Origin of the sequence: Streptomyces flaveolus, from assembly GCF_000716535.1 — a bacterium.
In the GTDB taxonomy this organism is placed as follows: Bacteria; Actinomycetota; Actinomycetes; order Streptomycetales; family Streptomycetaceae; genus Streptomyces; species Streptomyces flaveolus_A.
The window spans coordinates 13887-40801 of sequence record NZ_JNWV01000056.1 but is presented as its reverse complement, the minus strand read 5'-3'; the positions used below and the strand labels follow the sequence as shown (position 1 = coordinate 40801).

Here is a 26915-nt window from a genome sequence, read left to right as displayed (position 1 = left end):
CTTCGGCCCCAAGGCCGGGGACAACGAGGAACTGCGCGGGTTCCTCAACGCCGGACACCGCCGCACCGGGGTCACCTACCGGTGCATCGGCGACGGCGGCAACCAGACCGTTCAGGCGTTCCCGTCGTACTGCGCGGTCGCGGTCGCCGGACTCGGCTCCCTGCCCGACACGATCATGAGCCGCTCCGTCATCATCCGCATGCGCCGACGGGCCAGGAACGAGAAGGTGGAGCCCTTCCGGGCCCGCGTCCACGAAGCCGAAGGCCACAGGCTCCGTGACCGGCTCGCCGCGTGGGCCGAGCAGGCGCGAGGGTTCGTCATGGGGGCGTGGCCGGACATGCCGGACGGGGTGACCGACCGGCCGGCCGACGTGTGGGAACCCCTGATCGCCATCGCCGACGCGGCCGGCGGGCACTGGCCCGAGAGGGCCCGCAAGGCGTGCGTGGCCCTGGTCACCGCGTCCAAGGCCAACGACAAAGGCAGTCTCGGTGTCCGGCTGCTGACCGACCTGCGCGACCACGTCATGGCCGGCATCGACCGCCTGCCCACCGTCGCCATCCTGGACCGCCTCAACGCCCTGGACGACGCCCCATGGGCCGACCTCCACGGCAAGCCGCTCGACAACCGACGGCTGTCCCGGATGCTCGCCGAGTACATGACGGCCGACAACGAGCCCATCACCTCCCGCAACATCAAGACCGCCGGAAGCGTCCTCAAGGGCTACTACGCCGCCGATCTGTGGGACGCGTGGGCCCGCTACTGCCCCCCACCCCCGGAAAGTCCGCTACCTCCGCTACCCGGCACCGAAAACGCCGCGTGACCAGCAACAACGGGGTAGCGGCAAGCACCACCGCGAGCCGCTACCCCGCCGCTACCCATCCGCTACCGCTACCCCTTTCCGCTACCTAGTACAGGTCTCTGACCTGCGAGGTAGCGGAGGTAGCGGAAGTAGCGGCCCTCAGAGAGGCCCCCCGAAGGACTGCCCCCGGAGGAGTCACCGCATGAGCACTGCTCTGCCCACGAGTCACGAAGCGCTCACGGTCCCCGAGGTCATGGCCGCGCTGCGGCTGAGCCGCTGCAAGGTCTACGACCTCATCCGCTCGAACCAGCTCCAGAGCTTCAAGATCGGTCGGTCCCGCCGAGTGCCGGCCGATGCGCTCCACACGTTCATCCAGACCCAGCTAAGGGAGGCCGCCTGATGGCCAAACGCGCCAACGGCGAAGGCAGCATCACCATCCGTAAGGACGGCACCTACCACGGCCGCGTGTACGTGACCACCACCAGCGGCATCCGCAAGCGCGTCTCGGTCTACGGCAAGACCCGTGACGAAGTGCGGCAGAAGATCACCGAACTCCAGGCACAGGAGAATCAGGGCATTCCGGTGCCCGACACGAATATGAGCTTGGGGGACTACCTGACCTACTGGCTCGCCACGGTGGTCAGGGTCCACCGCCGTCCCAAGACCTACCAGGGCTACGAGAGTGTGGCTCGTGTCCACCTCATCCCCGGTCTCGGGCGGAAGAAGATCCGCACGCTCCGGGCCGCCGAGGTCCGGACCTGGCTCGCCCGCGTCGCCGCTGAGTGCCAGTGCTGCAAGCACGGCTGGGACAAGGAGCGACCGGAGCCGGAGTGCTGCGCGGCCGGCGAGTGCTGCAAGACGCTGCTGTCCCGGCGCATGGTGCAGTCCATCCATGCCGTCCTGCGTAACGCGCTACAGAACGCCGTGCGTGAGGAGCTGATCGTGCGGAACGTCGCGCAGCTTGTGCAGGTCCCCACGCCCACCTACGACACCGGGAAGGGTCTCAGTGTCGCCGATGCCCGGTTGTTGCTCCGCGCGTCTGAGGGGGACCGCCTGCACGCCCTGTACGTGCTCGCCCTGGTCCTGGGCATGCGGCGCGGGGAGCTGCTGGGCCTGCGCTGGGACGCGATCGACTTGGACCGCGAGACGCTGACCATCGAGCGCGCGCTACAGCGCGTCGGGGGAGAGCTGCGGCTGGTCAAGCCGAAGACCAAGGCATCCGTCCGCACAGTGCCCCTGCCGCCCCTCGTGGTGAAGGTGCTCGCCGAGCACCGCGAGCGGCAGGCGCAGGAGCGAGCCGCGGCCGGCATGGGGTGGAAGGAGCAGCGGTTGGTGTTCACGTCCCGTATCGGTACTCCGCTGGAGCCGGACAACCTCCGGCGGAGTTGGGACCCGCTCCGGAAGCGTCTCGGTCTGGAGATCCGATTCCACGATCTTCGGCACTCGGCCGTCTCGCTCCTGCTTGATCTCGGGGTGCCGCCTCACGTCGTCCGGCAGATCGTCGGGCACAGTGACATCGGGGTGACCATGAAGGTCTACGCCCACACGTCCCTGGACGAGCAGCGGAAGGCGCTCCGGAAGCTGGGCGACACCCTCTCCTGAGAGCCGTTGGCGTACCGGTTGGCGTAGACGACACAAAAGAGCCCCTCTCCGGTGATAGTCGGAGAGGGGCTCAAGCCCTGGTCAGGGCGGCTGTGGCTGGGGCCGGGGTCGAACCGGCGACCTTCCGCTTTTCAGGCGGACGCTCGTACCAACTGAGCTACCCAGCCACGGTGTTTCACGTGAAACACCAGCGGTCCTGACGGGATTTGAACCCGCGGCCTCCACCTTGACAGGGTGGCGAGCACTCCAAACTGCTCCACAGGACCAAGCGTGCGTGCAACAGTGTCGCACACGGTATTGCGTGCCCCCAACGGGATTCGAACCCGTGCTACCGCCTTGAAAGGGCGGCGTCCTAGGCCGCTAGACGATGAGGGCTATCGGCCCGCCTGGGCGCTTCTCAGCGCGTCGGGGACGTGAGAAGCATATGGGATGGCGGGGGGTATCGCCAAAACGGTTTACGGCGAGGTGCTGGGAGCGGTCGGGGAAGGGGAGTGCGAGGCACCGGTGGCGCCCGGTTGGTTCTCGTCCGCCAGATGGCGGCTGACCTCGGCCGTTGTCAGTCCCAGGCCCCCCAGCTCGATCGCGTCCCAGGCCTGGAGCCTGCGGCTGTCCCGGTCGAAGTAGAGGATCGAGGCCTCGATCGGGGCCGGGTACTTGCGCTCGACGGCCCGCAGCCCGCTGCCGCCGGTCGAGCCCTCCATGCGCAGCCGGGTGCCGTACGGCAGCAGCTCGGTCCCCTCGTGGTGCAGGTGCCCGCACAGCACCAGCGGCACGGTGCCGTCGGTCTCGCGGGCGGCGGACGGCTCGTGCGCGACCGCCACGTCCACGGGGGTGCCGGCCGTCCGCTGATCGCGCAGGGCGCTGGCCAGCCGGTCGCCCGCCAACTGCTCGGAGGCGTCACCGCCGGGCACCGCCGAGCGGTCCGGGGTGAACTGGGGATCACCGATGCCCGCGAACCGCAGGCCCGCCACCGTCTCCGCCCTGCCGTCGTCCAGGACGTGCACGTTCTTCATGCGCTCCAGGTAGCGCTGGGTCGTCCGCGAGTCATGGTTGCCGCGCACCCAGACGTAGGGCACGCCCAGGTCCCGGATCGGGTCGAGGAAGCCGTTCTCCGCCGCCGTACCGTGATCCATCGTGTCGCCCGAGTCGACGATCACGTCCACCTTGTACTGCTCCACCAGCGAACCGATGATCTTCCAGCTCGCCGGGTTGAGGTGGATGTCCGACACGTGCAGGACGCGGATGGTGGAGGGGTCCGGCTGGTAGGCGGGGAGGGTCGAGGTGACGTCGTAGAGCTTCGTCACGTTCGTCACCAGGCGCGCCAACTCCTTCTGGTAGACGTCGAACTCCGTGACGATGCTGCGGGCGTTGCCGACCACGGACGGCGCCGAGCTGAGCAGTCCGGAGAAGCGCGGCTCCAGGACCGACTTCGGGTTCCAGGTGGCGTACGCCGACACGCCCGAGGCGGCCAGCAGGGCCAGGGCCAGCCCGCCGGCCGCCAGGGCCCGGCGCGGGCGGCGGTACACGGCGAGGCCGAGGGCGGTGGCCCCGGAGACCACGGCGACGCAGGATCGTACGGCCAGGTCCAGCGTGCCGTGCTCGACGTCCCGGGCGACCTCGTCCTGCAGGCCCGAGAGCCGCTCGGGGTGGTCGACCAGTGCCTGCGAGCGCAGCGGGTCCAGCTGGTCGACGTTCACGTCCAGGCGGACCGGGGCCACATGGCTGTCCAGGCTGAGCGAGCCCAGCGGGGAGACGTTGATCTTCGTGCCGCCGCTGACGGAGGGGCGCAGCGCCATCGTCGTGTCCATCGGGCCGACCGGGGCCCGGACGTTGCCGACGACCAGCAGGCCCAGCCAGGCGCCGACGAGGACGACCGTGGTGAGCCCCAGGGCGCGCAGCCAGGGGCTGGGGCGGTCGGCGAGTTCCAGGGCGGGAAGCGGGCGGGCGGGGCGTGGGCGGTTCGGGGTCCGGTTCAGCATGGTGCTCAGGGCTGCGACGGGGACGCGGGCCATTGGTGCCGTATGCCCACGTCCCCTGGTGGATATGCGGCGGTGTTCCCGGACAATGACCCTGTGCTGGAGATGACGCGCGAGGAGTTCGAGGAACTGGTGGCCGAGGCGCTCGACCGGATTCCGCCGGAGCTGACGCGGCTCATGGACAACGTGGCCGTGTTCGTGGAGGACGAGCCGCCCGCCGACGACCCCGAGCTGCTCGGGCTGTACGAGGGCACCCCGCTCACCGAGCGGGGCGAGTGGTACGCCGGTGTCCTGCCGGACCGGATCACCATCTACCGCGGGCCCACGCTCAGGATGTGCGACAGCCGCGAGGACGTCGTCGCGGAGACCGAGGTGACCGTGGTGCACGAGATCGCCCACCACTTCGGAATCGACGACGCCCGCCTGCACGCCCTCGGCTACGGCTGAGCACGGCGGCGCACACGGGGACCGACTCGCGAGGGCGGCCTGATTCGCGTAGCCGGTGTGCTGGCGGGGATCGCGTCGCGCGGCTGAGTGCGGGCCGTGGTGTTGAGCGGGCCGGGATGCTCCGGTGGGCGGGGCAGCGTGTGGTGGGCGCCGGTGACCGGATGGCGAGGCGTGGGTCTGGGTGCTGGGCCGGAGCCAGTTCGCGTGGGCCGGGCGGGGGTCGGGTCGCGCTCGGGTGTGCGGGTGCTGGGTGTCGATGCGGGTGGGGCGCGTGTCCTCTTGTGGGCGGCGGGAGTTGGGGAGGTTGACTCCTTTCCTTGCCCCCGGAGGTGGCCGCCGTGCGCCCCATGTACGTACCCGTCCGTCTCGCCGTCGCGGTACTGGCCGTCACCGCCGCCGCCGGTTGTGTGAACGTGGGCGACGACGCGGGCCGGGCCCGGCCCTCCCACTCGGCGGGGCAGCGCGGCGGCGAGGCGCCCGACGGCGGCCCGGTGGCCGGCGCGGGCGGCTTCGCCGAGGAGGGCGGCGGGTCCGGTGACGGCAAGCACGGGCACGGCGGCAAGGCGAAGCGGGGCAAGCCGGGCTCGGCGTCGGCCACCCCGTCCGCCGCGCGCAGCGCCTCCCACGCGCCGGCCGAGCCGGGGCAGACCGCCGAGCCCGGCGAGCCGGTGCCGACGCAGGCTCCCCCGACTCCCCCCGTGACCTCCGCCCCGCCCGAGCCGCCGGCCTCCACCCCGCCGCCGCCCGTCTCCGAGCCGCCGTCGGCCGAGCCGTCCTCGTCGGCGCACGAGGAGACGGGGCCGCAACTGGTCCAGCGGGAGCCGGCACCGGCGGCGGGCGTGCCGGCGTGAGAGCCGTCGGCCGGCCGGCCGACGCCAGGTGTCACGTCGGCGTGGCGGAGCGCCGTTGCGGCGGAAAGGAGAGTGTGAGCTGCGCCTCTGCGGCTCGGTTTGCCTTCGGGGGTGGTAGGTGCGTATGGTGGTAGATCGTTTGATCCCATTTGCCCGGCGCCACCACAGAGCGCGCCGTGTGGCGCGTACTCTCCTTTGCCGTGGCGGACCGCATTGAGGCGGTCGTGAGCGATTCACGGAGTTGACGGGCGCGTGCCGAAGAGACTCCGGAAGGTTTCGCATTCGCATGTCCGTGTCCAGTACTGACCAGATCGTCGTGTCCGAGAACGAGATCGAGATCGAGAACACCACCGAGATCGAGAACGCCCTCGTCGACGAGACGACCGAGGTCACCCAGGCCCCCGAGGCCGCTGACACCCCCCAGACCACCTTCGCCGACCTCGGCCTCCCCGAGGGCATCGTGCGCAAGCTCGCACAGAACGGCGTGACGACCCCCTTCCCGATCCAGGCCGCGACCATCCCGGACGCCCTGGCCGGCAAGGACATCCTCGGCCGTGGCCGCACCGGCTCCGGCAAGACCCTCTCCTTCGGCCTGCCGACCCTGGCCCAGCTGGCCGGCGGCCGGACGCAGAAGCACAAGCCCCGCGCGGTCATCCTCACCCCGACCCGCGAGCTGGCCATGCAGGTCGCCGACGCCCTCCAGCCGTACGGCGACGTCCTCGGCCTGAAGATGAAGGTCGTCTGCGGCGGCACCTCCATGGGCAACCAGATCTACGCCCTGGAGCGCGGCGTCGACATCCTCGTCGCCACCCCCGGCCGCCTGCGCGACATCATCAACCGCGGCGCCTGCTCGCTCGAGGACGTGCAGATCGCCGTCCTGGACGAGGCCGACCAGATGTCCGACCTGGGCTTCCTGCCCGAGGTCACCGAGCTGCTCGACCAGGTCCCGGCCGGCGGCCAGCGCATGCTCTTCTCCGCCACGATGGAGAACGAGATCAAGACCCTGGTCGACCGCTACTTGAACGAGCCCGTCCTGCACGAGGTGGACGCGGCCCAGGGCGCGGTGACGACCATGTCGCACCACATCCTCATCGTGAAGCCCAAGGACAAGGCGCCGGTCACGGCCGCGATCGCCTCCCGCAAGGGCCGCACGATCATCTTCGTCCGCACCCAGCTCGGCGCCGACCGCGTTGCCGAGCAGCTTCGCGAGGCCGGTGTGAAGGCCGACGCGCTGCACGGCGGCATGACCCAGGGCGCCCGTACCCGCACCCTGGCCGACTTCAAGGACGGCTACGTCAACGTCCTGGTCGCCACCGACGTCGCCGCGCGCGGCATCCACGTCGACGGCATCGACCTGGTCCTCAACGTGGACCCGGCCGGCGACCACAAGGACTACCTGCACCGCGCGGGCCGTACCGCCCGGGCCGGCCGCACCGGCACGGTCGTGTCGCTCTCCCTCCCGCACCAGCGGCGCCAGATCTTCCGCCTGATGGAGGACGCCGGCGTCGACGCGGCCCGCCACATCATCCAGGGCGCCGGCGCCTTCGACCCGGAGGTCGCCGAGATCACCGGCGCCCGCTCCATGACCGAGGTCCAGGCCGAGTCCGCCGCCAACGCCGCCCAGCAGGCCGAGCGCGAGGTGGCCCAGCTCACCAAGCAGCTCGAGCGCGCCCAGCGCCGCGCGACCGAGCTGCGCGAGGAGGCCGACCGGCTGGTCGCCCGGGTCGCCCGCGAGCGCGGCGACGACCCGGAGGCGGCGGTGGCCGAGGCCCAGGCGACGGCGGCGGAGCAGCTCGCCGTGGCCGAGGAGCCCGCGGCGCGCGAGACCGAGCGCGAGGAGCGTCCGGCGGCTTCGGCGCCGTACGAGCGCCGGGAGCGGCGCGGCTTCGACCGCGACCGTGGCTTCGAGCGCCGTGACGAGCGCCGGGACGATCGGGGTGCCCGTGGTTTCGAGCGCCGGGACGACCGGGGTGACCGGGGCGAGCGCCGTCCGTTCGACCGGGACCGTGGTTTCGAGCGTCGTGACGACCGTCGCGACGACCGGGGCGGCCGTGGCTTCGAGCGCCGTGACGACCGCCGTGACGACCGTCGGGACGACCGCGGTGGCCGTGGTTTCGAGCGTCGTGACGACCGGGGCGGCCGTGGTTTCGAGCGCCGTGACGACCGTCGGGACGACCGCGGTGGCCGTGGCTTCGAGCGTCGCGACGACCGCGGCGAGCGGGGCGAGCGCCGTCCGTTCGACCGTGACCGCGGTGGTCGTTCCTTCGAGCGCCGTGACGACCGCGGTGGCTTCCGCCGGGACGAGCGCGGTGGCCACCGGGGCAGCGACCGCCCGTTCAACCGCGACCGCCGCGACGACCGCCCGGGCTTCCGCGCCGGCGGCCACGAGCGCCCCTACGGCCGTCGTGACGACCACCGCGGCACCGGCTCCTTCGGCCGCCGCGACGACAAGCCGCGCTGGAAGCGCAACGGCTGACACCGAGTGAGCTGAGCAAGGGCCCGTACGACACCGTTCGTACGGGCCCTTCCGCATGCCCGGGGTCGGTTTCCGGTCACCGAGTGACGCATGTCACGCCCGCAGGGAGGGAATTGCTGGGGGCATGACAGATGACGTGAGCGCCGGTGGCCTGTCGGACGAGGAACGGCTGGCCCAGCTCGGCTACACCCAGGTCCTCGCCCGCCGTATGTCGGCGTTCTCGAACTACGCCGTCTCCTTCACGATCATCTCGGTGCTGTCCGGCTGCCTGACCCTGTACCTCTTCGGCATGACCACCGGCGGCCCCGCGGTGATCACCTGGGGCTGGGTGGCGGTGGGCCTGATGACGCTGTTCGTGGGCCTGTCGATGGCGGAGATCTGCTCGGCCTACCCGACCTCGGCGGGCCTGTACTTCTGGGCGCACCGCCTGGCGCCCCCGCGTTCGGCGGCGGCCTGGGCGTGGTTCACGGGCTGGTTCAACGTGCTGGGCCAGGTGGCGGTGACCGCCGGCATCGACTTCGGCGCGGCCTCCTTCCTCGGCGCCTACCTGAACCTCCAGTTCGGCTTCGAGGTGACCCCCGGGCGCACGGTGCTGCTGTTCGCGGCGATCCTCCTCCTGCACGGCCTGCTGAACACCTTCGGCGTCCGGATCGTCGCGCTCCTGAACAGCGTGAGCGTGTGGTGGCACGTGCTCGGCGTGGCGGTGATCGTCGGCGCGCTGGCGTTCGTCCCCGACCACCACCAGTCGGCGTCCTTCGTCTTCACGCACTTCGTCAACGAGACGGGCTGGGGCAGCAGCGCGTACGTGGTGCTCCTGGGTCTCCTGATGGCCCAGTACACCTTCACCGGTTACGACGCCTCCGCCCACATGACCGAGGAGACCCACGACGCGGCCACCGCGGGCCCGAAGGGCATCGTCCGCTCCATCTGGACGTCGTGGATCGCGGGCTTCGTCCTCCTGCTGGGCTTCACGTTCGCGATCCAGTCGTACGACGGGGCCCTCACGTCCCCCACCGGCGCGCCGCCCGCCCAGATCCTCCTGGACGCCCTCGGCGCCACGGCCGGCAAGCTCCTGCTGCTGGTGGTGATCGGCGCCCAGCTCTTCTGCGGCATGGCCTCGGTCACCGCCAACAGCCGCATGATCTACGCCTTTTCACGGGACGGCGCGCTGCCCCTCTCCCGCGTCTGGCACACGGTCAGCCCGCGCACCCGGACCCCGGTCGCGGCGGTGTGGCTGGCCGCGCTCGGCGCGCTCGCCCTCGGCCTGCCGTACCTGATCAACACGACGGCCTACGCGGCGGTGACGTCCATCGCGGTGATCGGCCTCTACATCGCGTACGTCATCCCGACCTTCCTCCGCGTCCGCAAGGGCACCGCGTTCACCCCCGGCCCCTGGCACCTGGGCCGCTGGTCCCGCCTCGTCGGAGTGCTCTCGGTGACCTGGGTGCTGGCGATCACCGTCCTGTTCATGCTCCCGCAGGTCTCCCCGGTCACCTGGAAGACGTTCAACTACGCCCCGGTCGCCGTCCTGGTCGTCCTCGGCTTCGCGGCGACCTGGTGGCTGGCCTCGGCCCGCCACTGGTTCCTCACCCGGCGCCCCGCCCCGGCTCCCATCCCGGCCGAAAAGTAACCATCCCCCCACTCCGGCGTCATCCGACGTGGCCGTGTCCCCGATACCCGATCGGCGACACGGCCTCGTCCGGCTATGCTCGGACAGGCAACATCGCACGGGCCGTTAGCTCAATTGGCAGAGCAGGGGACTTTTAATCCCTTGGTTGTGGGTTCGAGTCCCACACGGCCTACCGTCCGCGGGCCCGGGGGGTCGTCCCCTCCGTCCTGCGGCACAGCGCCCGGGACGGCTTCGGCCGGCTCGGGCGCTGTCGCGTTCCCGGGCCGCTGTTGCCGGTGCCTCGGTGCCGGCCCCCGCGCTGTCAGTACCTCTGCGCCTTGGCCAGTTCGGCGGTCAGGTGGGGCTCGGGAGGCTTGTGGCTGATGGCGTAGCGCTCCGCCTTCTGCCCCGGCTTGACGTTCTGCGCGCCCACGACGACGGTCTCGACGACCTTCCCGTGGGAGTCGCTGAAGTCGACCTGGACCGCGAACGACGCGGGTTTGTCGGTGCGGTTGGTCATCGTGACGAGGAGAGCGCGCACGTTGTTGGTCTGGGACAGGGGGACGCCCGTCATGGAGACGTCGTTCGTCGCGTTGCCCCGCCCCTTCACCTTGGCGAGCTGCTTCTGGGCCTCCGCGCGGGCGCGTTCGGTGTCCGCGGACACGGATGCCTCGAACTCGGACGCGCGGGCGGAGGCCGACGAGGCCGCGGCGGACGCGGACGCGCTGGCCTCCGCCTTCTTCGACTCCGCCCAGGACGACATGCCGGACGGCACGGTGCCGGAGAAGTTCGACGTGGCGGGCGCGGTCGGGGTGAGGGTGGAGGTCCCGCCGGCGCCGTTGCCTCCGCCGCAGGAGGAGACGGCCAGTACGCCGGTGAGGGCCGCGCCCATGCCGTACATGATCCGTCTCGGGCGCGAGCGTGCGGTGCGGGACGGCGCGGCGTCCTGGCCGGTCACGTTGGATTCCGACACGGCGACCTCCACGGTGATGCGGGCACGGGGCCCGTCAGTCCTGGTACAGACCAGATCCATGGTGATACGAGGTGAGGTAATCCGCGATCCGGGGCAAAGGGGACTCGCCCTCGCGCTACGCCGCCCCGTACGCCCGCAGGAACGCGCTCACACCGGCCCTGAGCAGGCGGTCCGTCTCCGGTTCCGGCAGGGGCAGGACGCCGTAGTGGGTCGTCTGGACGATGCGGTGCGAGATCAGGGCCGTGAAGTGGCCGGCGGCCACGGCCGCGTCGCCGTGGAGGTCCAGCAGGCCGGCGTCCTCGAGGTGGGCCATCGCCTCGGTGAGGGCCCGGCCGACCGGTTCCGAGCCTGCCTCCTGCCAGGCCTCGAGGACCTCGGGCGGGACGTGGTCGGCCTCCGCATGGATGTGCCGGACCAGGGCGAAGTGGTTCGCGTAGTCGGTCATGAGCCCGTGGAAGGCGCGGGCCAGCGCGACCAGGTCGCGTTCCAGGTCGTCGGGGTGCGGCGGGCGCTCCGGATCCAGTACGGCGTGCAGGCGCGCCAGTTGGGCGTCCCGGACCTCGCTCGACGTCCAGGTCACGACCGTCTGGAAGAGCTGGGCCTTGCCGCCGGGGAAGTGGTTGTAGAGCGTGCGGGTGGACACACCGGCCGCGGCGGCGAGCGCGTCGACCGAGGCGCGGGCGTAGCCCTCGCGGCCGAAGACCGTGCAGGCCGCGCTCGCGATGGCCATCTGCTTCTGCAGTTTGCGCGGTGACACCTCGCGCCGTGCCTGCTCCAGCCGGGACTCGTTCGTCTCGCCCACGCTGTGGCCCCTTCCGTCGTGACGAGCCCACTCTAACCGAGTAACAACGAGCGTTGTAATTTTTACAACGAGCGTTGTACTTTCATCTCGGGGCGGTCGCCGGATGCGGCCGCCGGACCCACATCCACAAGGGGGACAGCCGTGTCCGTTTCTGATCCGCTTCGCGTCACCGTCGTCGTCGGCAGCGTGCGTGAGGGGCGCCTGGGGAGGGCCGTCGCCGACTGGTTCCTCACCACCGCCGCCGACCCGGGCCTCGACCTCGACGTCGTCGACCTCGCCGAGGTGGACCTGCCGCTGGTGCTGCCCGGCTGGGGCGGTACCCCGGGCCCCGAGACCGTCGCCGCGCTGAAGGAGGTGACTCCGCGGCTCGCCGCCGCCGACGCCTTCGTGATCGTCACGCCCGAGTACAACCACAGCTTCCCCGCGGCCCTGAAGAACCTCATCGACTGGCACCACCGGGAGTGGCAGGCCAAGCCGGTCGGCTTCGTGTCGTACGGCGGTCTCGGCGGCGGGCTGCGCGCGGTGGAGCAGCTGAGGCTGGTCTTCGCCGAGCTGCACGCCGTGACCGTGCGCGACTCGGTCAGCCTGCACGGCCCCTGGTCCGGCCTGGGCGAGGACGGTGTCCCGCGTGACGCCGACGTGTGCGCGGGCGCGGCCAAGGGCATGCTCGGCCAGCTCACCTGGTGGGGCCGGGTTCTGCGGACCGCGCGCGCCGAGCGGCCCTACGCGGGCTGAGGGGTGGCTTCGATGAGCATTCCCGTACGGCCTGTGGGGAGCGGCGCGACGAGCACCCCCGTACCGGCCCGGGGAGCGGCGCGATGAGCGGTCCGCGGCCCGCCGGTCCGGCCCGGTCCGCTCCCTCCCCCGACGCGGCGAGCCCGGCCACCGCCTCCTCGACCGCCCTCTCCCCGGCCGGCTTCCGCCTCACCTACGCCGTGACGGCGGCCCTGCTCGCCCTCGGCATCCTCTCGGCCCTCCGGCTCCCCGGGCGTCCGGCGGCCGGCTAGCCCGCCGTCAGCTCGGTCAGTTCGGCCAGCGGGAGCGTGTGCTGGGTCTGGAGCACCTTCGCGCGCAGGTAGCGGACGTTGTGGGCCGTGGTGAAGACGCCGGTCGGCACCCGGTCCCGTACTGCGATCCCCAGCGAGCGAAGCTGTTCGGCCTTGTCGGGGTTGTTGGAGAGCAGGTCCAGCTCGCCGATGCCGAGGGCGCCGAGCATCTGGGCGGCGGCCGTGTAGTCGCGGGCGTCCTCGGGCAGGCCGAGGGCGGCGTTCGCCGCGTAGGTGTCGAGACCCTCGTCCTGGAGGGCGTACGCGTCGAGCTTGTTGTAGAGGCCGATGCCCCGGCCCTCCTGGCGGAGGTAGAGCAGGACGCCGCCGCGGCCGGCGATGCGCTCGACCGCCTCGCGCAGCTGCGGTCCGCAGTCGCAGCGGGCCGAGCCGAAGACGTCCCCGGTCAGGCACTCGGAGTGCAGGCGCACCAGCGGGACCGGGCCGGGGTCGCCGAGGACGACGGCCAGGTGCTCCCGGCCGTCGACGAGGCCGTGGAAGGTGACGAGTTCGGCGTCGGCGCCGTAGCCGTCGGCGAAGCGCAGCGGTACCCGGACGCGGGCACGCGGAGTGGCGGCGGGGATGTCGGGCATGCGGGTCCTCCGGGACAGTTGCTTCAGATTTGAAGCAGCGGTTCGCATGGACCCTACTCCTGCTTAAAAGTTAAAGCAATTGGCCTGGCCCGGCCCCAGGCGACCGGCCCGGCCCGCTCAGGAGGACGCCGGCGGTGACGAGCAGGACGAGCGGCGCCGCCAGGGGACGTCGTCGGTACCGGACGCGTCGTCCTCGCCCTGCAGCCCGCGCGCGATCCCCGTGCAGATCTCCTCCAACTGCCCCACCTGCTCCGGGGTGAGCCGGTCGAACAGGGTGCTGCGGACCGTCTCGACGTGTCCGGGTGCCGTACGCTCCAGGACGGCCATCCCCTCGTCCGTCAGCACCGCGAGCGAGCTGCGCTTGTCCCAGCGGCAGTTCTCCCGGCGCACCAGGCCGTCCCGCTCCAGCCGGGTCACCGCGTACGTCAGCCGGCTGCGGGTGATCTTGAGCGTCTCCGCGAGATCGGTCATGCGCAGCCGCCGGTCGGGGGCCTCGGAGAGGTTGGCCAGCACCGAGTAGAACAGGTGCGGCATACCGCCCTCCTGCTGGAGCTGACGGTCGATCGCGTCCTCCAGGAGGCGGGAGGCGGCCATGTAGGCGCGCCAGGCGCGCTGCTCCTCGGGGGTGAGCCAGCGGGTCGTCATGCCGCCAGTGTAGGTTTGTTTAAAACTTGAACCAAGCCGATCCCGTCGGCCTCCGGAAGAGAGGGCGCCGATGCCCCTGCCGTACGTGCTGCTGTCCGCCGCCGTCTCCCTCGACGGCTACCTGGACGACACCGGCCCCGAGCGCCTGCTGCTGTCCAGCCCGGCCGACTTCGACCGGGTCGACGAGGTACGGGCCTCGGCCGACGCGATCCTCATCGGCGCCGGCACGATCCGCGCCGACAACCCCCGCCTGCTGGTCAACTCCGCCGAGCGGCGCGCGGCCCGGGTGGCGGAGGGCAAGCCGGAGTACCCGCTGAAGGTCACGGTCACCGCCACCGGCGACCTCGACCCCGGGGCCAACTTCTGGCACACCGGCGGCGACAAGATCGTGTACACCACCGACCGGGGCGCCGAGCGGGCCGCCCGCCTCCTCGGGCGCACCGCCGACGTCGTCCCGCTCGGTCCCGCCCTGGGCTGGCGGGCCCTGCTGGAGCACCTGCACGACGTGCGCGGCGTCGGCCGCCTGATGGTCGAGGGCGGCGGCACGGTCCACACCCAGCTCCTGCACCAGGGCCTCGCCGACGAACTCCAGCTCGTCCTCGCCCCGCTGTTCGTCGGCGACCCCGCGGCGCCCCGCCTGTTCGGGCCGGGGGCCTACCAGCCCGGCCGGCTGCGCCTGCTCGACACCCGCCGGATCGAGGACGTCGTACTCGTGCGGTACCTGCCGACGGCCCCCGGCACCGGGGCGGTCGCCACCGCCGCCGACCGCCACTGGCTGCGGACCGCCTGCGAACTGGCGGCCTTGTGTCCCCCGTCGGAGACGGCGTTCAGCGTCGGTGCGGTGGTCGTCGCCGCCGACGGTACGGAGCTGGCCCGGGGCCATTCGCGGGAGGGCGCCGATCCCGTCGTGCACGCGGAGGAGGCGGCGCTCGCGAAGATCGACGCGGGCGATGCGCGGCTGGCCGGTGCCACGGTGTACAGCAGCCTGGAGCCGTGTGCGCGTCGTGCGTCCCGGCCGGCGCCCTGTGCCGAGCTGATCCTGCGGGCGGGGGTGCGGAGGGTGGTCACCGCTTGGCGTGAGCCGGACACCTTCGTGGCGGGGGCCGACGGAAGCGGGGTCCTGGTCGCGGGGGGTGCCCGGGTCGTCGTGCTTCCCGAGCTGGAGGAGCTTGCCAAGGCGCCGAACGTTCACCTGCTGTGAGGTCCTGCCCGCCCGCCATGGCCGCATGGTGGGCGGGTGCGGGCGCGTTTCGGCTGGTCGCGCGGTCCCCGCGCCCCTGATGGGGCGCTCGGCCGAGCCCGAAACGACTCAGGGCCCGGAATCCAGTGGATTCCGGGCCCTGAGCCTTCAGTAGCGGGGACAGGATTTGAACCTGCGACCTCTGGGTTATGAGCCCAGCGAGCTACCGAGCTGCTCCACCCCGCGTCGTTGTGACTCCAGTGTACGCCATGCGCGGGACCGCTCGCACACCCCTTTCGGCCCACACCGGTCGCCGCCCGTCCCGGGGCCCGGAAACCTGGAGGTACGTCGGACAACTGGGAGACACGCGGTGCGCCCTGGAAAGGTGGAGGAGACCCCGTACGCCAGGGCGGGCGGCCGGCTCCCCGGCGACCCCGTGCCCGATCCGGGCCTCGGCGACGAACCGGTTCCGGTGCGCGCCCGCCGCCGCCCGGGCCCCCGTGCCCTGGCCCGCGCCCTGCCCGCCCTCCTCGTCGTCTGCGGTGTCCTGTACGGCCTGCTCGCCCCGGACGACTTCACCGCCGTCCCGTTCTTCACCGCGGCCCCGCTGGTCGCCGCACCCCTGTCGTCGCTGCGCACCACCGTCCTGACCGGACTCGCCTCCCTCGCCGCCGCCTACGCCGTGCACACCGACGCCGGGGTCCATCCGGCCGTGGGCACCCTCACCGACGTGGTCACCGTGGCCACGGTCGCCCTGCTGGCCGTCGCCATCAACCGGGTGGTCCGCCGGGGCGACCGGCGGCTCGCCTCCGCCCGGGAGATCGCCGAGGCCGCCCAGCGGGCCGTCCTGCCGGAGCCGGACGAGCGGATCGGCGGCTACGAGATCGCCGCCTGCTACGAGGCGGCACGGCAGGACGCGTTCATCGGCGGCGACCTGTACGCGGTGCAGGACAGCCCCTACGGCGTCCGGCTGGTCGTGGGGGACGTGCGCGGCAAGGGCATGGGCGCGGTCGCCGCGGTGGCCGTGGTGATCGGCGCGTTCCGGGAGGCGGCCGAGCAGGAGGCCACGCTGGAGGCGGTCGCCGAGCGGCTGGAGCGGGCGCTGGCCCGCGAGGGCACCCGGCGCGACGGGATCGACGCCTTCGAGGGGTTCACCACCGCGGTCCTCGCCGAACTCCCGCACGGCGACGGCGTCGTACGGATCGTCAACCGCGGCCATCCGCCTCCGCTGCTGCTGCACGCCGACGGCACCCTGCGCACCCTGGCCCCCGCCGAGCCCGCGCTGCCGCTCGGCATGGGCGACCTCGGGCTGTGGCCGGACCGGGCCACCGAGACCGCCTTCCCGAGCGGCGCCACCCTGCTGCTCCACACCGACGGCCTGTCCGAGGCCCGGGACGCCCACGGGCGGTTCTACGAGCCCGAACGGCGGCTCGCGGGACGCACCTTCCCCGGGCCGGCCGCGCTCGTCGGCCGACTCGCCGAGGAGGTGCGCCGGCACTCCGGTGGCGGCATGACCGACGACATGGCGCTGCTCGCCGTACGGCGGCCCTGAACCTCACGGAAGGTGACCGGACGAGCGCCGTACGCATAACATCTGAGTCACCATCAAAACCGAAAGTGACTGCTGAACGGGACCGACGCCCGGTCAACTCGCCCGTTTTGACGGGGTAGTGGCCGATAACTCCGCGGGTAAAGACGCGAATGATCAAGCCGAACGGCTTGGAAAGTGACTGTCAGGTCTATTAACGTTCGATAACGCAGCGCGGTCGTCACAGCCGTCACAAGAGGCGGCTCCGTGCGCACGCGCCGAATCCCGCAAGGGAGCCGGGGAACCACCACCCTGGGGTGAATCACGCGGATGCCGCCGTGAACTCACGGAGTCCACGACCGGTATACGCGCGTAGGAGACCTTCCTGCTCCGAACCCGTCAGCTAACCCGGTAGGCGAAAGGAAGGAAAGGAGCACGCCCGCGTGGCGTCCAACCGGCCTGTCCCAGAAGCCCCGTTCATCCCGGCACAGCGCGAGCCCGAGACCTTCGGCTACGGCGCCTACCACGCCGAGGAGGGCCCCTGGGAGGAGTGGAACCCCACCGAGGAGTCCGTCGCCCCGGTGCGCGGCCGGCACCGCGTCGCCAAGCAGCGCGGCGGCTTCGCGCGCAGCTCCACCGTCCTCGGCGTCGGTGTCATGGCCGCGGTCGGCGCGGGCGGCATGGCGAGCGCCAACACCGGCAAGCCGCCGGTCTCCATCTCCCTGCCGGACCTGCCCTCGGTCGGCTCCCTCTTCGACGACGACTCCGCCGACCCCCAGCCGGCCGAGGCCGCCACGACCACGCTGAGCGGCGTCGGCGTGACCACGGCCGCCGGTGAGGACACCGCCGACGCGGGCGAGGCGCTGCGCAACCGGATCATGGCCCAGGCCGAGCAGCAGCAGGGCCAGGCCGAGAGCAAGGCCACCGCCGCCGCGCTCGCCGCCGCCGAGAAGCAGAGCGCCGACGCCGCCGCCCAGGCCGAGAAGGAGGCCGCCGCCAAGGCCGCCGCGGCCAAGGAGAAGGCGGAGGCCGCCGCCGCGAAGAAGGCCGAGGAGGAGCGGCTGGCCCGGCTGGCCAAGCAGTACACGCTGCCCACCTCCTCGTACACGATCACCTCGACCTTCGGCCAGGCCGGTGCGATGTGGTCCTCCGGCTACCACACCGGTCTCGACTTCGCCGCTCCCACCGGCACCCTGATCAAGGCCGTGCACAGCGGCACGATCACCGAGGCGGGCTGGGCCGGCTCCTACGGCTACCGCACGATCCTCACCCTGGACGACGGCACCGAGCTGTGGTTCTGCCACCAGTCCTCCATCAACGTCTCCGTCGGCCAGAAGGTCACCACCGGCGAGGTCATCGGCCGCGTCGGCGCGACCGGCAACGTCACCGGCCCGCACCTCCACCTGGAGGTCCACCCCGGCGGTCAGGCCACCGGCATCGACCCGATGGTGTGGCTGCGCGACAAGGGCCTCACCCCCTGACGGTCCCGTCCGCGCGGGAACCTTTGCCGGATCTTGGCGGGCACTCCGCACCGGCGGTGGGATGCGATCACCCACCGCCGGTGTTGGCATGACGTATGACGTCACTTCGTAAACTCGGCTCTTCCGACCTCGAGGTCTTCCCGCTCTCCCTCGGCGGCAACGTCTTCGGCTGGACCGCCGACGAACAGACCTCCTTCGCCGTCCTCGACGCCTACACCGCCGCGGGCGGCAACTTCATCGACACCGCCGACTCCTACTCCGCCTGGATCGAGGGCAACCAGGGCGGCGAGTCGGAGACGATCATCGGCAAGTGGGTCAAGGCCCGCGGCAACCGCTCCGACGTCGTCATCGCCACCAAGGTCAGCCAGCACCCGGAGTACCAGGGCCTGTCCGCCGCCAACATCAAGGCCGCCGCCGACGCCTCTCTGCGCCGCCTGGACACCGACTACATCGACCTCTACTACACCCACTTCGACAAGCCCGAGGTGCCGGTCGAGGAGATCATCGGCGCGCTGGACGAGCTGGTGAAGGCCGGGAAGGTCCGGCACATCGCCGCCTCCAACATCAGCCCCGAGCGGCTGCGGGCCTCCCTCGACTTCTCCGACCGCGAGGGTCTCGCCCGCTACGTCGCCCTCCAGCCGCACTACAACCTGGTCTCCCGGGACACCTACGAGGGCCCGTTGCAGGACCTCGTCGCCCGCGAGGGCCTGTCCGCCGTCCCGTACTTCTCCCTCGCCTCGGGCTTCCTGACCGGCAAGTACCGGCCCGGCAAGACCGTCGACAGCGCCCGCGCCGAAGGAGCCCAGAAGCACGCGGAGTCCGAGCGCGGCCAGAAGGTCCTCACGGCCCTGGACGAGATCGCCGCGGCCCACGAGGCCCCGGTCGCGACGGTCGCCCTGGCCTGGCTCGCCGCCCAGCCCACGGTCACGGCCCCGATCGCCTCGGCGAGGACGGTGGAACAGCTCCCGGCGCTGCTGGGCGTGGCGGAGCTGAACCTGACCGAGGCCGAGGTGGCCCGGCTGACGGAGGCGTCCGCCTGACCGTTCTGCGCCGCTGACCCCTTCCGCCACGACGGCGCGGCCCGGCGGCGCCGTCCCTCGTCAGCCCCCGCGGCTACGTCCGGTACGGGTTGTACGCGGGATACGGCACCGCCGGATACCCGTACGGCGCCGCCCCCCAGGGCACGGGCGCCGGAACGGACGCCCTGCTCGCGTACTCCAGCGCGGGCCGGGCCACCTGCCTGCGCTTCCACAGCTCGTCCAGCAGCTCCCGCTCCCGGGCGACGAAGTCGGGCCCGGCCTTCCCCTTCCGGCCCCGGTGCCGCAGGAACGCCAGCGAGGTCGCGCACGCCTCGTACCGGGCCACCTCCCGCGCCGCCTGTCGCCCGTGGTGGTGCCGGGCGTAGTCCCGGGCCATCCGGCGCGCCCGCATCGACCCGAGCGCGAGCGGCTCGGCCGGCCCCAGCCACCCGGCCAGCACATACGTGGGCAGCTCCGCCCGCACGGTCCGCAGCTCCCGCTGCCGGGTCCAGATCGCGAGCCAGGTCACCAGCGCGAACGCGGGCACCATGAACGCGCCGTAGACCGCGAAGAAGCCGTACTCGCCGAAGGTGGAGGAGCCGTTCCAGAAGGCGTGCATGCCCATCGCCAGCAGCAGCCCGCAGACCGGCAGCAGCACCCGCCGCGCGTGCTGCCGCTCGGCGGACAGCGCGGCGACGCCGAAGCCGATGCCGGTGAGGACGGTGAACAGGGGGTGCGCGAACGGGGACATCACGATGCGCACGAAGAAGGTGGCGGCGGTGACGGAGGCGATGCCGCGGTCGCCGGTGAGCTGGTCGGTCCCGAAGGCCGTACCGAGGTAGAGGATGTTCTCGGTGAACGCGAACCCGGTGGCGGTGACGCCCGCTATCACCACCCCGTCCACGATCCCGGTGAAGTGGCGTCGGCGGAAGAGGAACACCAGCAGGACGGCGGCGGCCTTCGCGGACTCCTCCACGATCGGGGCTATCACGGTGGCGCCGAGCGTGTCGGCACTGGCCGGATCCGCGGTCGAGGTGGCGATCCACTTGGTCGCGAAGCTGTTGGCGACGATGGCTATCAGCGCCGCCGCACAGGCCCCCCAGGCGAACGAGAAGACCAGGTTCCGCCAGGGGCCCGGCTCCACCCGGTCCAGCCACCGGAAGGCGGCTATCAGCCAGGGCACGGGCAGAACGGCCAGCCCGAGGCCGACGAGGAAGCCCTCCGTGCCGGTCTGCCGCCGTACGAGCGCCAGGATGACCAGGCCGGACAGGGCCAGCAGCGTGCTCAGTGCCCCGTATCGCACCCACCTGCGCTGCCACCAGTGCGGGTGGCGGAGCACACCGTCGCCGGGGCGCGGGGGATACGTCGGAAACGGAGGACTGGTGGCCACGGCATCGACCCTAACGGTGACGGGGCGAGGGGCTGGAGCGGATTATCGGCCCTGCTCAGCGGTCCTGTGCGGTACGCGCCGGAACAGCAGGTCGTTCACCACATGACCCTTGTCCAGTCCCTGCCCCTCGAAACGGGTCAGTGGCCGGAACTCAGGGCGTGGCGCGAAACCGCCGTCCGCCTGGGTGTTCTCGAAGTCGGGGTGCGCGGTGAGCACCTCCAGCATCTGCTCGGCGTACGGCTCCCAGTCGGTCGCGCAGTGCAGCAGCGCGCCGGGCCTCATCCGGGACGCGGCGAGCGTCAGGAACTCGGGCTGGATCAGCCGCCGCTTGTGGTGCCGCTTCTTGGGCCAGGGGTCGGGGAAGTAGACGCGCAGCCCGTCCAGCGAGTCCGGGCGGAGCATCTCCCGGAGCAGGATGATCGCGTCGCCGTTGCCCACCCGGACGTTGGACAGGCCGTTGCGGTCGGCGAGAGCCAGCAGGTTGCCCTGGCCGGGGGTGTGCACGTCGACGGCCAGGATGTTGGTGTCCGGGTCGCCCGCGGCCATCTGCGCGGTGGCCTCGCCCATCCCGAACCCGATCTCCAGGACCACGGGGTGGTCGTTGCCGAACAGCGCGCCGAAGTCGATCACCCGCTGCCCGTCGATGTCCAGCCCCCACGTGGGCCACAGCCGCTGCAACGCGTCGGCCTGCCCGGCCGTCACCCGGCTCCGCCGCGGCTGGAAGCTCCGGATCCGCCGCTCGAAGTGCGACCCGGCCGGATCGGCCTTGGGCCCGTCGGGAAAACGCGGCTCCCCCTTGGCCCGGGTGTGCCGGACGGCGACACCGGGGCCGTGGGCGGCCGGGGGCGGGGCGGGGGTGTTCAGGGAGTCAGACACAGTACGACCGATTTTACGGGTGCCGACGGCCCACTACAGCGAGCCGAGCATCGCCAGCGCCCGGCGCCCGATCTCCCGCCCGATCGGCAGCGAAGCCGTGGCCGCGGGAGACGGCGCGTTCAGCACGTGCACCGCCCGCGCCCCTTCCCGGATCAGGAAGTCGTCCACCAGCGTCCCGTCCCGCAGCACCGCCTGCGCCCGCACCCCGGCCGGGGCCCGCACCAGGTCCTCCGCCTCCGCGGCGGGCAGCAGTCTTCGCACGGCCTCCAGGAACGCCCCCTTGGACACCGACCGGCGCAGCTCACCGGCGCCGTACCGCCAGTGCCGCCGGGCGATCGCCCAGGAACCCGGCCAGGCGACCGTCCCGGCCAGCTCGCGGGGCCGTACGACCCCCCAGTCGTAGCCCTCCCGGGCGAGCGCCGGCACCGCGTTGGGCCCGATGTGCACGCCCCCGTCGATCCCGCGCGTCAGATGCACCCCGAGGAACGGGAACGCCGGGTCCGGCACCGGATACACCAGCCCCCGCACCAGCTCCGGCCGCGCCAGCTCGTAGTACTCCCCGCGGAATGGCACGATCCGCACCTCGGGGTCGTCACCGGTCAGCCGCGCCACCTCGTCGCAGTGCAGCCCGGCGCAGTTCACCAGCACGCGCGCGCGGACGACGTCCCCGCTCGCGGTGAGCACGGCCACGCCCCGCTCCGGCCGCCGGTCCACCCGCACGACCCGGGCGCCGTAACGGATCTCCGCCCCGGAGGCCCGCGCGAGCTCGCGCGCGACGCCCACGAAGTCGCACACCCCGGTCGTGGCGACGTGTATGGCGGCGAGGCCGCGCACCTCCGGTTCGTACTCGGTGATCTGCGCGGGTCCCAGCTCCCGCACCGGAATGCCGTTCTCGCGCCCCCGCTGCACCAGCGCGTGCAGCCGTGGCAGCTCCTCCCGCCCGGTGGCGACGATCAGCTTGCCGGTGACGGCGTGCGCGATGCCGTACTCGGCGCAGAACTTCACCATCTCGGCGGCGCCCCGCACCGCGTACCGCGCCTTGAGCGAGTCCGGCCGGTAGTAGATCCCGCTGTGGATGACCCCGCTGTTCCGCCCCGTCTGGTGCCGGGCCGGCCCCGGCTCCTTCTCCAGCACCGTCACGGGCGTGCCCGGCGCGGCCCGCGTGATCGCGTACGCCGTCGACAGCCCGACGATCCCCCCACCGATCACGAGCACATCACAGTCGTACGCCCCGGCCCGCACCTGCACCACCTCCGCCTCCGATAGTGCACTGCGCCACTGAGAACGCCTTCAAACACGGGTCACGGCAGGACCGCCCAGGGGGCGCGGGGGAGCGGCCCCTACGCCGGCGCCATCAGAAGGGGCCGGGCCCGCTCCCGCAGCTCCACCACCCGCGGCTCGTCGCCGTACGGCTCCAGCCGGTGCAGGAGATCCTTCACGTACTCCGTCGTCCGGGCCGACGAGATCCGCCCGGCCACCTCCACGGCCCGCACCCCCTGCTCGCACGCCGCGTCGAGGTTGCCGGACTCCAGCTCGGCGACCGCGGAGACGACGAGCCGCAGCCCGTGCGACCGCACGAACTCCTCCGTCGGCTTCGACAGCGCCTGCTCGGTGAACCTCCGCACCTGACGCGGCGCCTTCAGATCGCGGTAGCACTCGGCGGCGTCCGCGGCGAACCGGTCGTACCCGTAGAAACCGAGCCAGGTCGGGTCGTTGTCGCCGGGTCGGGAGCGTTCCAGCCACCCCTCCGCCGCCTTCAGCGCCGCGCCGGCCGCCTGCGCGTCTCCCGCGCGCGCGTGTGCCCGCGCCTCGACCAGCCGGAAGAAGCTCATCGTCCGCGCGGTCGCCAGCCCGCGGTTCCGCTCCAGCGCGGCCTGCGCGAGGTCGACGCCCTCGTCGCCGAAGCCCCGGTAGGTCGCCTGCAACGACATGGAGGCGAGGACGTAACCCCCCAGCGGGACGTCCGCCGCCGCGCGCGCGAGCCGCAGCGCCTGGATGTAGTACCGCTGCGCGGCCTCCTGCTGCCCGGTGTCGAAGGCCATCCACCCGGCGAGCCGGGTGAGTTCGGCCGAGGCGCCGAACAGGGCGCGGCCGACCTCGTCGGAGTAGGAGCCGAGCAGCAGCGGGGCCGCCTCCACCCGCAGGCACTCCGGCACCATCGACGAACGCCAGTCCCCGCCGCCGTACTTGGAGTCCCACCGTCTGGCGTCCTCGGCGGCCTCCCGGAGCTTCTGCACATCGCTGTGGCCGACTTTGATCGGTGCGCCGGACCCCTCGGCGGAGCCCGCCTCCCGCGCGACCGAGCTGTCGGCGGGGGTTATCAGCCAGCGTGAGGCGGGCGTTGCGTATGCGCTGACTGCGAACGACCCGGCGAGCGACTGCCAGATGCCGCCGGAGCCGGCGCGGCGGCCGGCGAGGTCGAGGCGGTACAGCTCCGTCGCGGACTTCACCGCCTGGCCCACGTCCCTCGGGAAGGCGAGGCCCACTTCGGGCGCGGGATCCGCGTCCGCCAGGCCGATCTCGTGGAGCGGCACCGGCCGGCCGAGCTTCTGGCCGATGGCGGCGGCGATGAGGTGCGGTGCCGCACCCTGCGGCACCATGCCCTTCGACACCCAGCGCGCCACGGACGTCTTGTCGTAGCGAAGCGTCAACCCGCGTTGTGCGCCGAGGTCGTTGACGCGGCGGGCGAGACCCGCGTTGCTGATTCCCGCGAGGGCGAGAACGGCGCCGAGTTTTTCGTTCGGCCCGCGTTGCTCCCTGGACATGCGCCACCCCTCGACACAGACGGCTGCCGCGCTGGCATAACCACGCGGCATTCGTAAACCCAGCGTAGTTCGCCGCATCCCAAGCGTTAAGGGGCATTGTTCCGGTTGGCGGGATTGTGGTCCGTACGCAAGTCCGGGCCCTGTACGCACCGTGCACGGACTGCCGCCGCGTGCCCCCGCACGTGTGGCCGTGCGCCCGTCCGTGCGCTCTTCTCCGGCCACCCGGGGAGCGGTTCCATGGCTCTTGCGTGGGTCGGCCCGCTGTACTGGATCCAGTGGGCTGGGGGACACCGCCACCTACATCCCCGCGGGTGGCGGACCGGTCCGGGAGGCGATGCCCGCCTCCCGGACCGTGCGCGCGTGTGGACCGCCGCGCGCTCCGCAGGCCTGTACGGAGCGTGCTCATCTCCGGTGCCCCTCCATTTAATTGGCCGAAAACCGCCCCCTGGTGAGTGTGCTCAATTGCCGCTCCGACCATGCAACTTGAGGGCGTGAAGGGCGGTTTGGGGGAGCGCACAGGGGGCGCATTCGCGCCGGGCTCGTGCGGTTCCGTCCTGGTGGCGCCCACCTCGCACGCGACGGCAGTCCGCCAACTCCCCAGGCCCGCGCCGCCTGTTTCCCGCGTGTTGCCCGGGACTTTCCCTCGATCGAAGGCGGTGCCGCCGTCCCTCTCCCGTGCGCCCTTCATGGCAGCATGGGGTCCGGTTCGTACGGTGCACTGTTCGTCCACAGCCTGTGGAGGCGTCGATGCGGTGGTTGGTGGGTTGGAGCAGCACCGCCGCGGGCGCCGCCGGGATCGGCTTCGCCGGTGCCGTCGGGTACGACGGCGAGACCCTGCACCCGGTCGGCTCCCAACTCCTGTGGGGCGACCCGGATCCGCTGTGGGCCGTCGGCGACTGGCGCCCGGACGAGGTGCGCGTGGTGCACGCCGACGCACAGCACCGGATCGCCGTCCTCGGCATCTGCGGTGCCACCGACGAGGAGCTGCGGCGCGGCCTGTTCACCGCGCGCGGGGGCGCGGTGCGCCACCTGACCACCTGGCCCGGCAGCTACACGGCCGTCGTCCAGGCCGGCCGCCGCATCACCGTCTGCGGCGATCTCGCGGGCGCCCGGCCGGTGTTCTACACCCCCTGGGCCGGCGGCACCGCCTACGCCACCGCCGCGCTGCCCCTCGCCGACCTCGTCGAGGCCAACCTCGACTTCACCCACCTCGCCGCCCTGCTCGCCGCCCCGGACGTCCCGGCCGCGCTGCGCGACAGCACCCCGTACGACGGCGTACGGCGCATTCCGCCGGGGCACGCGTTGGTGCTGCGCGCCGGGGCGCGGGAGGTCGCCGGGTACGAGCCGGTCGCCTCCCTCGCCGTGGCCGCGCCCCCGGCCGACCCCGGCCGCGCCGTGGACGCCGTCCGGGACGCGCTCGTGGAGGCCGTCCGCACCCGGCTGGCGGCCCCCCGGCACGTGCCCGACCTGGACCCTGGGCCGGTGCCCGGCATGGGGCCGGCCGAGCGGCGGGCCGCGCGCGGGATGCCGGTCCCCGGCATCGGCGCCGACCTGTCCGGCGGACCCGCCTCCGGCACGCTCGCCCTGCTGGCCGCCGGGCTGCCCGGCCGACCCGGCACGCTCCTCGGCCACGGCACGGGCGCGGGCGAACGGCTCCTCGCCGTCACGTTCAACGATCTGGCCGTGACCGGCCGCGAGGCCGAACTCGAAAGCGCCGGGGCCCTGGCCGCCAATCCCCGGCTGCACCACGTCGTCGTCACCGGCGGCGAGGAGACCCTGCCGTACGCCGACCTCGACGGCCCGCTGACCGACGAACCCGGCCCCTCCCTGGTCCAGGCGGCCCGGCACCGCGCGCGGCTCGCCGCCGGCAGCGCCGACCACTTCACCGGCCACGGCGCCCGCCAGGTCCTGGACGCCCACCCCGCCCGCCTCGCCGACCTGCTGGTGGACCGCAAGCGGCGCCACCTGGTCCGGCCGGTCGCCGCGCTCACCCGCGCGGACGGCTCCGTGATGGTCCCCGCGCGCGTGTACAGCGCGGCCCGGCGCCTGGCCCGCACCCCCTACCGGGCGGGCCTGGAGGTGCTGGCCGAGCGGCTGATGCGGCGCCGCTTCGACGAGCCCAAGGGGGCGGTCGGCGCGTCCCTCGCCGCGCTGGCCTGGGCGAGACCCGGGCCCGCCGCGCGGTGGCTGACGGGGGAGGCGCTGGCTGAAGTATCGGTTCTGCTCCAGGCGGAGGCGGACCGCTCCGCGACCGGCGTGCAGCGCCCCGGCGACTACCGCGCGCGTGCGGCACTCGCCCGGCACGCCGCCGACCTCCGCGTCCTGGAGCAGGCCGCGGAGATCCGCTCCCAGCGGCTGCACGCGCCGTTCCTCGACAACCAGGTCGTGCGCGCCTGCCGTGACCTCCCCGAGGCCCTGCGCGTCCGGCCCGGCGCCCGCGCCGCCATCCTGCGTACGGTCCTGGAAGGCGCCGGCGTCACCGACCTCCCGCCCGGCTGGGGCGCGCCCTCCCACGGATCCTCGGCGGCGGCAGCGCGCGCGGGGCTGCGTGCGGCCGCCGACCCCCTCCTCGACCTGTTCTCCACGCCGCTGCTGGCCGACGCGGGCCTGGTGGAGGCGCGGGTCGTCCGCAAGGCGCTGCGCTCCGCCGCGGCGGGCGAGGCCCTTCCGCTGGACGGCCTGGCCGACCTCGTCTCCCTCGAACTCTGGCTCCGTCGCCTCCTCTCCCGCCGCGGCACCTGCTGGACGGGCACCCCGACCCGCTCCCGCGCGGTCCCTTCGGGGATTCAGCCGAGGCGAAGCGCGCTTACGCCGGGGGCGTGAGCGGTGGGGTCGGAGTGGTGGGCGTGTGAGAGGT

At 72.6% G+C, this 26915-nt stretch carries 23 protein-coding genes, 5 tRNA genes and 1 riboswitch; of the genes, 15 read left to right on the top strand and 13 right to left on the bottom strand.

Features of this window, described 5'->3' with window-relative positions; all coding sequences use genetic code 11:
• The 3 genes from OO52_RS41450 to OO52_RS41440 all read left to right on the top strand — a co-directional run.
• Positions 1 to 820, top strand: an 820-nt coding sequence (locus OO52_RS41450) for a DUF3631 domain-containing protein (protein ID WP_037630874.1), incomplete at its 5' end; no start/stop codon positions are given.
• A 181-nt stretch (positions 821 to 1001) separates the two neighbouring features.
• Entirely contained in the window at positions 1002 to 1199 is a 198-nt protein-coding gene (locus OO52_RS41445) for a helix-turn-helix domain-containing protein (RefSeq protein ID WP_030657019.1), read from the top strand.
• Positions 1199 to 2401, top strand: a complete 1203-nt coding sequence (locus OO52_RS41440; RefSeq protein ID WP_030657017.1) for a site-specific integrase — start codon at positions 1199 to 1201, stop codon at positions 2399 to 2401. The genes OO52_RS41445 and OO52_RS41440 overlap by 1 nt, the downstream gene beginning before the upstream one ends.
• A 93-nt stretch (positions 2402 to 2494) precedes the next feature.
• On the opposite strand, the gene OO52_RS41435 is transcribed toward OO52_RS41440, so the two are convergent.
• The 4 genes from OO52_RS41435 to OO52_RS41420 form a co-directional block, all read right to left on the bottom strand.
• Positions 2495 to 2568: transfer RNA gene (locus OO52_RS41435), tRNA-Phe, on the bottom strand.
• 24 nt (positions 2569 to 2592) lie between these two features.
• Positions 2593 to 2667: transfer RNA gene (locus tag OO52_RS41430), tRNA-Asp, on the bottom strand.
• A gap of 36 nt (positions 2668 to 2703) precedes the next feature.
• Positions 2704 to 2776, bottom strand: a tRNA-Glu gene (locus OO52_RS41425).
• An 80-nt stretch (positions 2777 to 2856) separates the two neighbouring features.
• Positions 2857 to 4413 (bottom strand): metallophosphoesterase family protein, encoded by a 1557-nt coding sequence (locus OO52_RS41420; protein ID WP_030657014.1) that lies wholly within the window; start codon positions 4411 to 4413, stop codon positions 2857 to 2859.
• Between the two features lie 60 nt (positions 4414 to 4473).
• Between OO52_RS41420 and OO52_RS41415 the strand changes: the two genes are divergently transcribed.
• From OO52_RS41415 to OO52_RS41395, 5 genes are all read left to right on the top strand, one after another.
• Positions 4474 to 4824, top strand: coding sequence for a metallopeptidase family protein (locus OO52_RS41415; protein ID WP_030657012.1), 351 nt, complete (start codon positions 4474 to 4476; stop codon positions 4822 to 4824).
• A gap of 338 nt (positions 4825 to 5162) precedes the next feature.
• On the top strand, positions 5163 to 5675 hold the full coding sequence (locus OO52_RS41410; RefSeq protein WP_030657010.1) for a hypothetical protein: 513 nt from the start codon (positions 5163 to 5165) through the stop codon (positions 5673 to 5675).
• Positions 5676 to 5961: 286 nt separating this feature from the next.
• Complete coding sequence (locus OO52_RS41405) at positions 5962 to 8151, top strand: DEAD/DEAH box helicase (RefSeq protein ID WP_030657008.1); 2190 nt, start codon at positions 5962 to 5964, stop codon at positions 8149 to 8151.
• A 124-nt stretch (positions 8152 to 8275) separates the two neighbouring features.
• Positions 8276 to 9781 (top strand): amino acid permease, encoded by a 1506-nt coding sequence (locus tag OO52_RS41400; protein ID WP_030657006.1) that lies wholly within the window; start codon positions 8276 to 8278, stop codon positions 9779 to 9781.
• Between the two features lie 99 nt (positions 9782 to 9880).
• Positions 9881 to 9953, top strand: a tRNA-Lys gene (locus OO52_RS41395).
• 129 nt (positions 9954 to 10082) lie between these two features.
• On the opposite strand, the gene OO52_RS41390 is transcribed toward OO52_RS41395, so the two are convergent.
• Together OO52_RS41390 and OO52_RS41385 are read right to left on the bottom strand one after the other, a co-directional pair.
• Positions 10083 to 10733 carry a hypothetical protein gene (locus tag OO52_RS41390; RefSeq protein WP_030657004.1) on the bottom strand — a complete coding sequence of 217 codons (651 nt, stop codon included), beginning with the start codon at positions 10731 to 10733 and terminating at the stop codon, positions 10083 to 10085.
• Between the two features lie 115 nt (positions 10734 to 10848).
• Positions 10849 to 11535 carry a TetR/AcrR family transcriptional regulator gene (locus OO52_RS41385; protein ID WP_030657001.1) on the bottom strand — a complete coding sequence of 229 codons (687 nt, stop codon included), beginning with the start codon at positions 11533 to 11535 and terminating at the stop codon, positions 10849 to 10851.
• Positions 11536 to 11676: 141 nt separating this feature from the next.
• Here OO52_RS41385 and OO52_RS41380 point away from each other — a divergent pair, with 141 nt between their 5' ends.
• Positions 11677 to 12270, top strand: a complete 594-nt coding sequence (locus tag OO52_RS41380) for an NADPH-dependent FMN reductase (protein WP_030657000.1) — start codon at positions 11677 to 11679, stop codon at positions 12268 to 12270.
• Positions 12271 to 12353: 83 nt separating this feature from the next.
• Complete coding sequence (locus tag OO52_RS51835; protein ID WP_030656999.1) at positions 12354 to 12542, top strand: hypothetical protein; 189 nt, start codon at positions 12354 to 12356, stop codon at positions 12540 to 12542.
• Here the strand turns inward: OO52_RS51835 and OO52_RS41370 are convergent.
• A complete protein-coding gene (locus tag OO52_RS41370; protein WP_030656997.1) occupies positions 12539 to 13174 on the bottom strand; it encodes a GTP cyclohydrolase II in 636 nt (211 codons plus the stop codon). The genes OO52_RS51835 and OO52_RS41370 overlap by 4 nt on opposite strands.
• A 117-nt stretch (positions 13175 to 13291) precedes the next feature.
• Positions 13292 to 13819 (bottom strand): MarR family winged helix-turn-helix transcriptional regulator, encoded by a 528-nt coding sequence (locus OO52_RS41365; RefSeq protein ID WP_030656994.1) that lies wholly within the window; start codon positions 13817 to 13819, stop codon positions 13292 to 13294.
• Positions 13820 to 13889: 70 nt separating this feature from the next.
• On the opposite strand from OO52_RS41365, the gene OO52_RS41360 reads away from it, so the two are divergent.
• On the top strand, positions 13890 to 15020 hold the full coding sequence (locus tag OO52_RS41360) for a dihydrofolate reductase family protein (RefSeq protein WP_030656991.1): 1131 nt from the start codon (positions 13890 to 13892) through the stop codon (positions 15018 to 15020).
• A gap of 151 nt (positions 15021 to 15171) precedes the next feature.
• Here the strand turns inward: OO52_RS41360 and OO52_RS41355 are convergent.
• A tRNA-Met gene (locus OO52_RS41355) sits at positions 15172 to 15245 on the bottom strand.
• 124 nt (positions 15246 to 15369) lie between these two features.
• Here OO52_RS41355 and OO52_RS41350 point away from each other — a divergent pair.
• From OO52_RS41350 to OO52_RS41340, 3 genes are all read left to right on the top strand, one after another.
• The gene (locus OO52_RS41350; RefSeq protein WP_030656987.1) at positions 15370 to 16551 is read left to right on the top strand and encodes a PP2C family protein-serine/threonine phosphatase; all 1182 of its coding nucleotides are present in this window, start codon (positions 15370 to 15372) and stop codon (positions 16549 to 16551) included.
• A 242-nt stretch (positions 16552 to 16793) separates the two neighbouring features.
• Positions 16794 to 16960: riboswitch (cyclic di-AMP (ydaO/yuaA leader) on the top strand.
• Positions 16961 to 16970: 10 nt separating this feature from the next.
• Positions 16971 to 18008, top strand: coding sequence for a M23 family metallopeptidase (locus OO52_RS41345; protein WP_030656984.1), 1038 nt, complete (start codon positions 16971 to 16973; stop codon positions 18006 to 18008).
• Positions 18009 to 18103: 95 nt separating this feature from the next.
• On the top strand, positions 18104 to 19048 hold the full coding sequence (locus OO52_RS41340) for an aldo/keto reductase (protein WP_030656981.1): 945 nt from the start codon (positions 18104 to 18106) through the stop codon (positions 19046 to 19048).
• 73 nt (positions 19049 to 19121) lie between these two features.
• Here the strand turns inward: OO52_RS41340 and OO52_RS41335 are convergent, their stop codons facing one another.
• The 4 genes from OO52_RS41335 to OO52_RS41320 all read right to left on the bottom strand — a co-directional run bounded on the left by OO52_RS41335 (position 19122) and on the right by OO52_RS41320 (position 24058).
• A complete protein-coding gene (locus OO52_RS41335; protein ID WP_030656978.1) occupies positions 19122 to 20417 on the bottom strand; it encodes a PrsW family intramembrane metalloprotease in 1296 nt (431 codons plus the stop codon).
• Between the two features lie 42 nt (positions 20418 to 20459).
• A complete protein-coding gene (gene trmB / locus OO52_RS41330) occupies positions 20460 to 21293 on the bottom strand; it encodes a tRNA (guanosine(46)-N7)-methyltransferase TrmB (protein WP_030656975.1) in 834 nt (277 codons plus the stop codon).
• Positions 21294 to 21326: 33 nt separating this feature from the next.
• A complete protein-coding gene (gene lhgO, locus OO52_RS41325; RefSeq protein ID WP_030656972.1) occupies positions 21327 to 22544 on the bottom strand; it encodes an L-2-hydroxyglutarate oxidase in 1218 nt (405 codons plus the stop codon).
• 89 nt (positions 22545 to 22633) lie between these two features.
• The gene (locus OO52_RS41320; RefSeq protein ID WP_030656969.1) at positions 22634 to 24058 is read right to left on the bottom strand and encodes a hypothetical protein; all 1425 of its coding nucleotides are present in this window, start codon (positions 24056 to 24058) and stop codon (positions 22634 to 22636) included.
• Between the two features lie 747 nt (positions 24059 to 24805).
• Here OO52_RS41320 and OO52_RS41315 point away from each other — a divergent pair.
• Positions 24806 to 26881 (top strand): asparagine synthase-related protein, encoded by a 2076-nt coding sequence (locus OO52_RS41315; RefSeq protein WP_030656966.1) that lies wholly within the window; start codon positions 24806 to 24808, stop codon positions 26879 to 26881.
• Positions 26882 to 26915: the final 34 nt, after the last annotated feature.

Coding starts and splice junctions, on each gene's coding strand:
- OO52_RS41445 (WP_030657019.1), top strand. CDS start 1,002: ATGAGCACTGCTCTGCCCACGAGTCACGAAGCGCTCACGGTCCCCGAG.
- OO52_RS41440 (WP_030657017.1), top strand. CDS start 1,199: ATGGCCAAACGCGCCAACGGCGAAGGCAGCATCACCATCCGTAAGGAC.
- OO52_RS41420 (WP_030657014.1), bottom strand. CDS start 4,413: ATGGCCCGCGTCCCCGTCGCAGCCCTGAGCACCATGCTGAACCGGACC.
- OO52_RS41405 (WP_030657008.1), top strand. CDS start 5,962: ATGTCCGTGTCCAGTACTGACCAGATCGTCGTGTCCGAGAACGAGATC.
- OO52_RS41400 (WP_030657006.1), top strand. CDS start 8,276: ATGACAGATGACGTGAGCGCCGGTGGCCTGTCGGACGAGGAACGGCTG.
- OO52_RS51835 (WP_030656999.1), top strand. CDS start 12,354: ATGAGCGGTCCGCGGCCCGCCGGTCCGGCCCGGTCCGCTCCCTCCCCC.
- OO52_RS41370 (WP_030656997.1), bottom strand. CDS start 13,174: ATGCCCGACATCCCCGCCGCCACTCCGCGTGCCCGCGTCCGGGTACCG.
- OO52_RS41365 (WP_030656994.1), bottom strand. CDS start 13,819: ATGACGACCCGCTGGCTCACCCCCGAGGAGCAGCGCGCCTGGCGCGCC.
- OO52_RS41360 (WP_030656991.1), top strand. CDS start 13,890: ATGCCCCTGCCGTACGTGCTGCTGTCCGCCGCCGTCTCCCTCGACGGC.
- OO52_RS41340 (WP_030656981.1), top strand. CDS start 18,104: ATGACGTCACTTCGTAAACTCGGCTCTTCCGACCTCGAGGTCTTCCCG.
- OO52_RS41320 (WP_030656969.1), bottom strand. CDS start 24,058: ATGTCCAGGGAGCAACGCGGGCCGAACGAAAAACTCGGCGCCGTTCTC.
- OO52_RS41315 (WP_030656966.1), top strand. CDS start 24,806: ATGCGGTGGTTGGTGGGTTGGAGCAGCACCGCCGCGGGCGCCGCCGGG.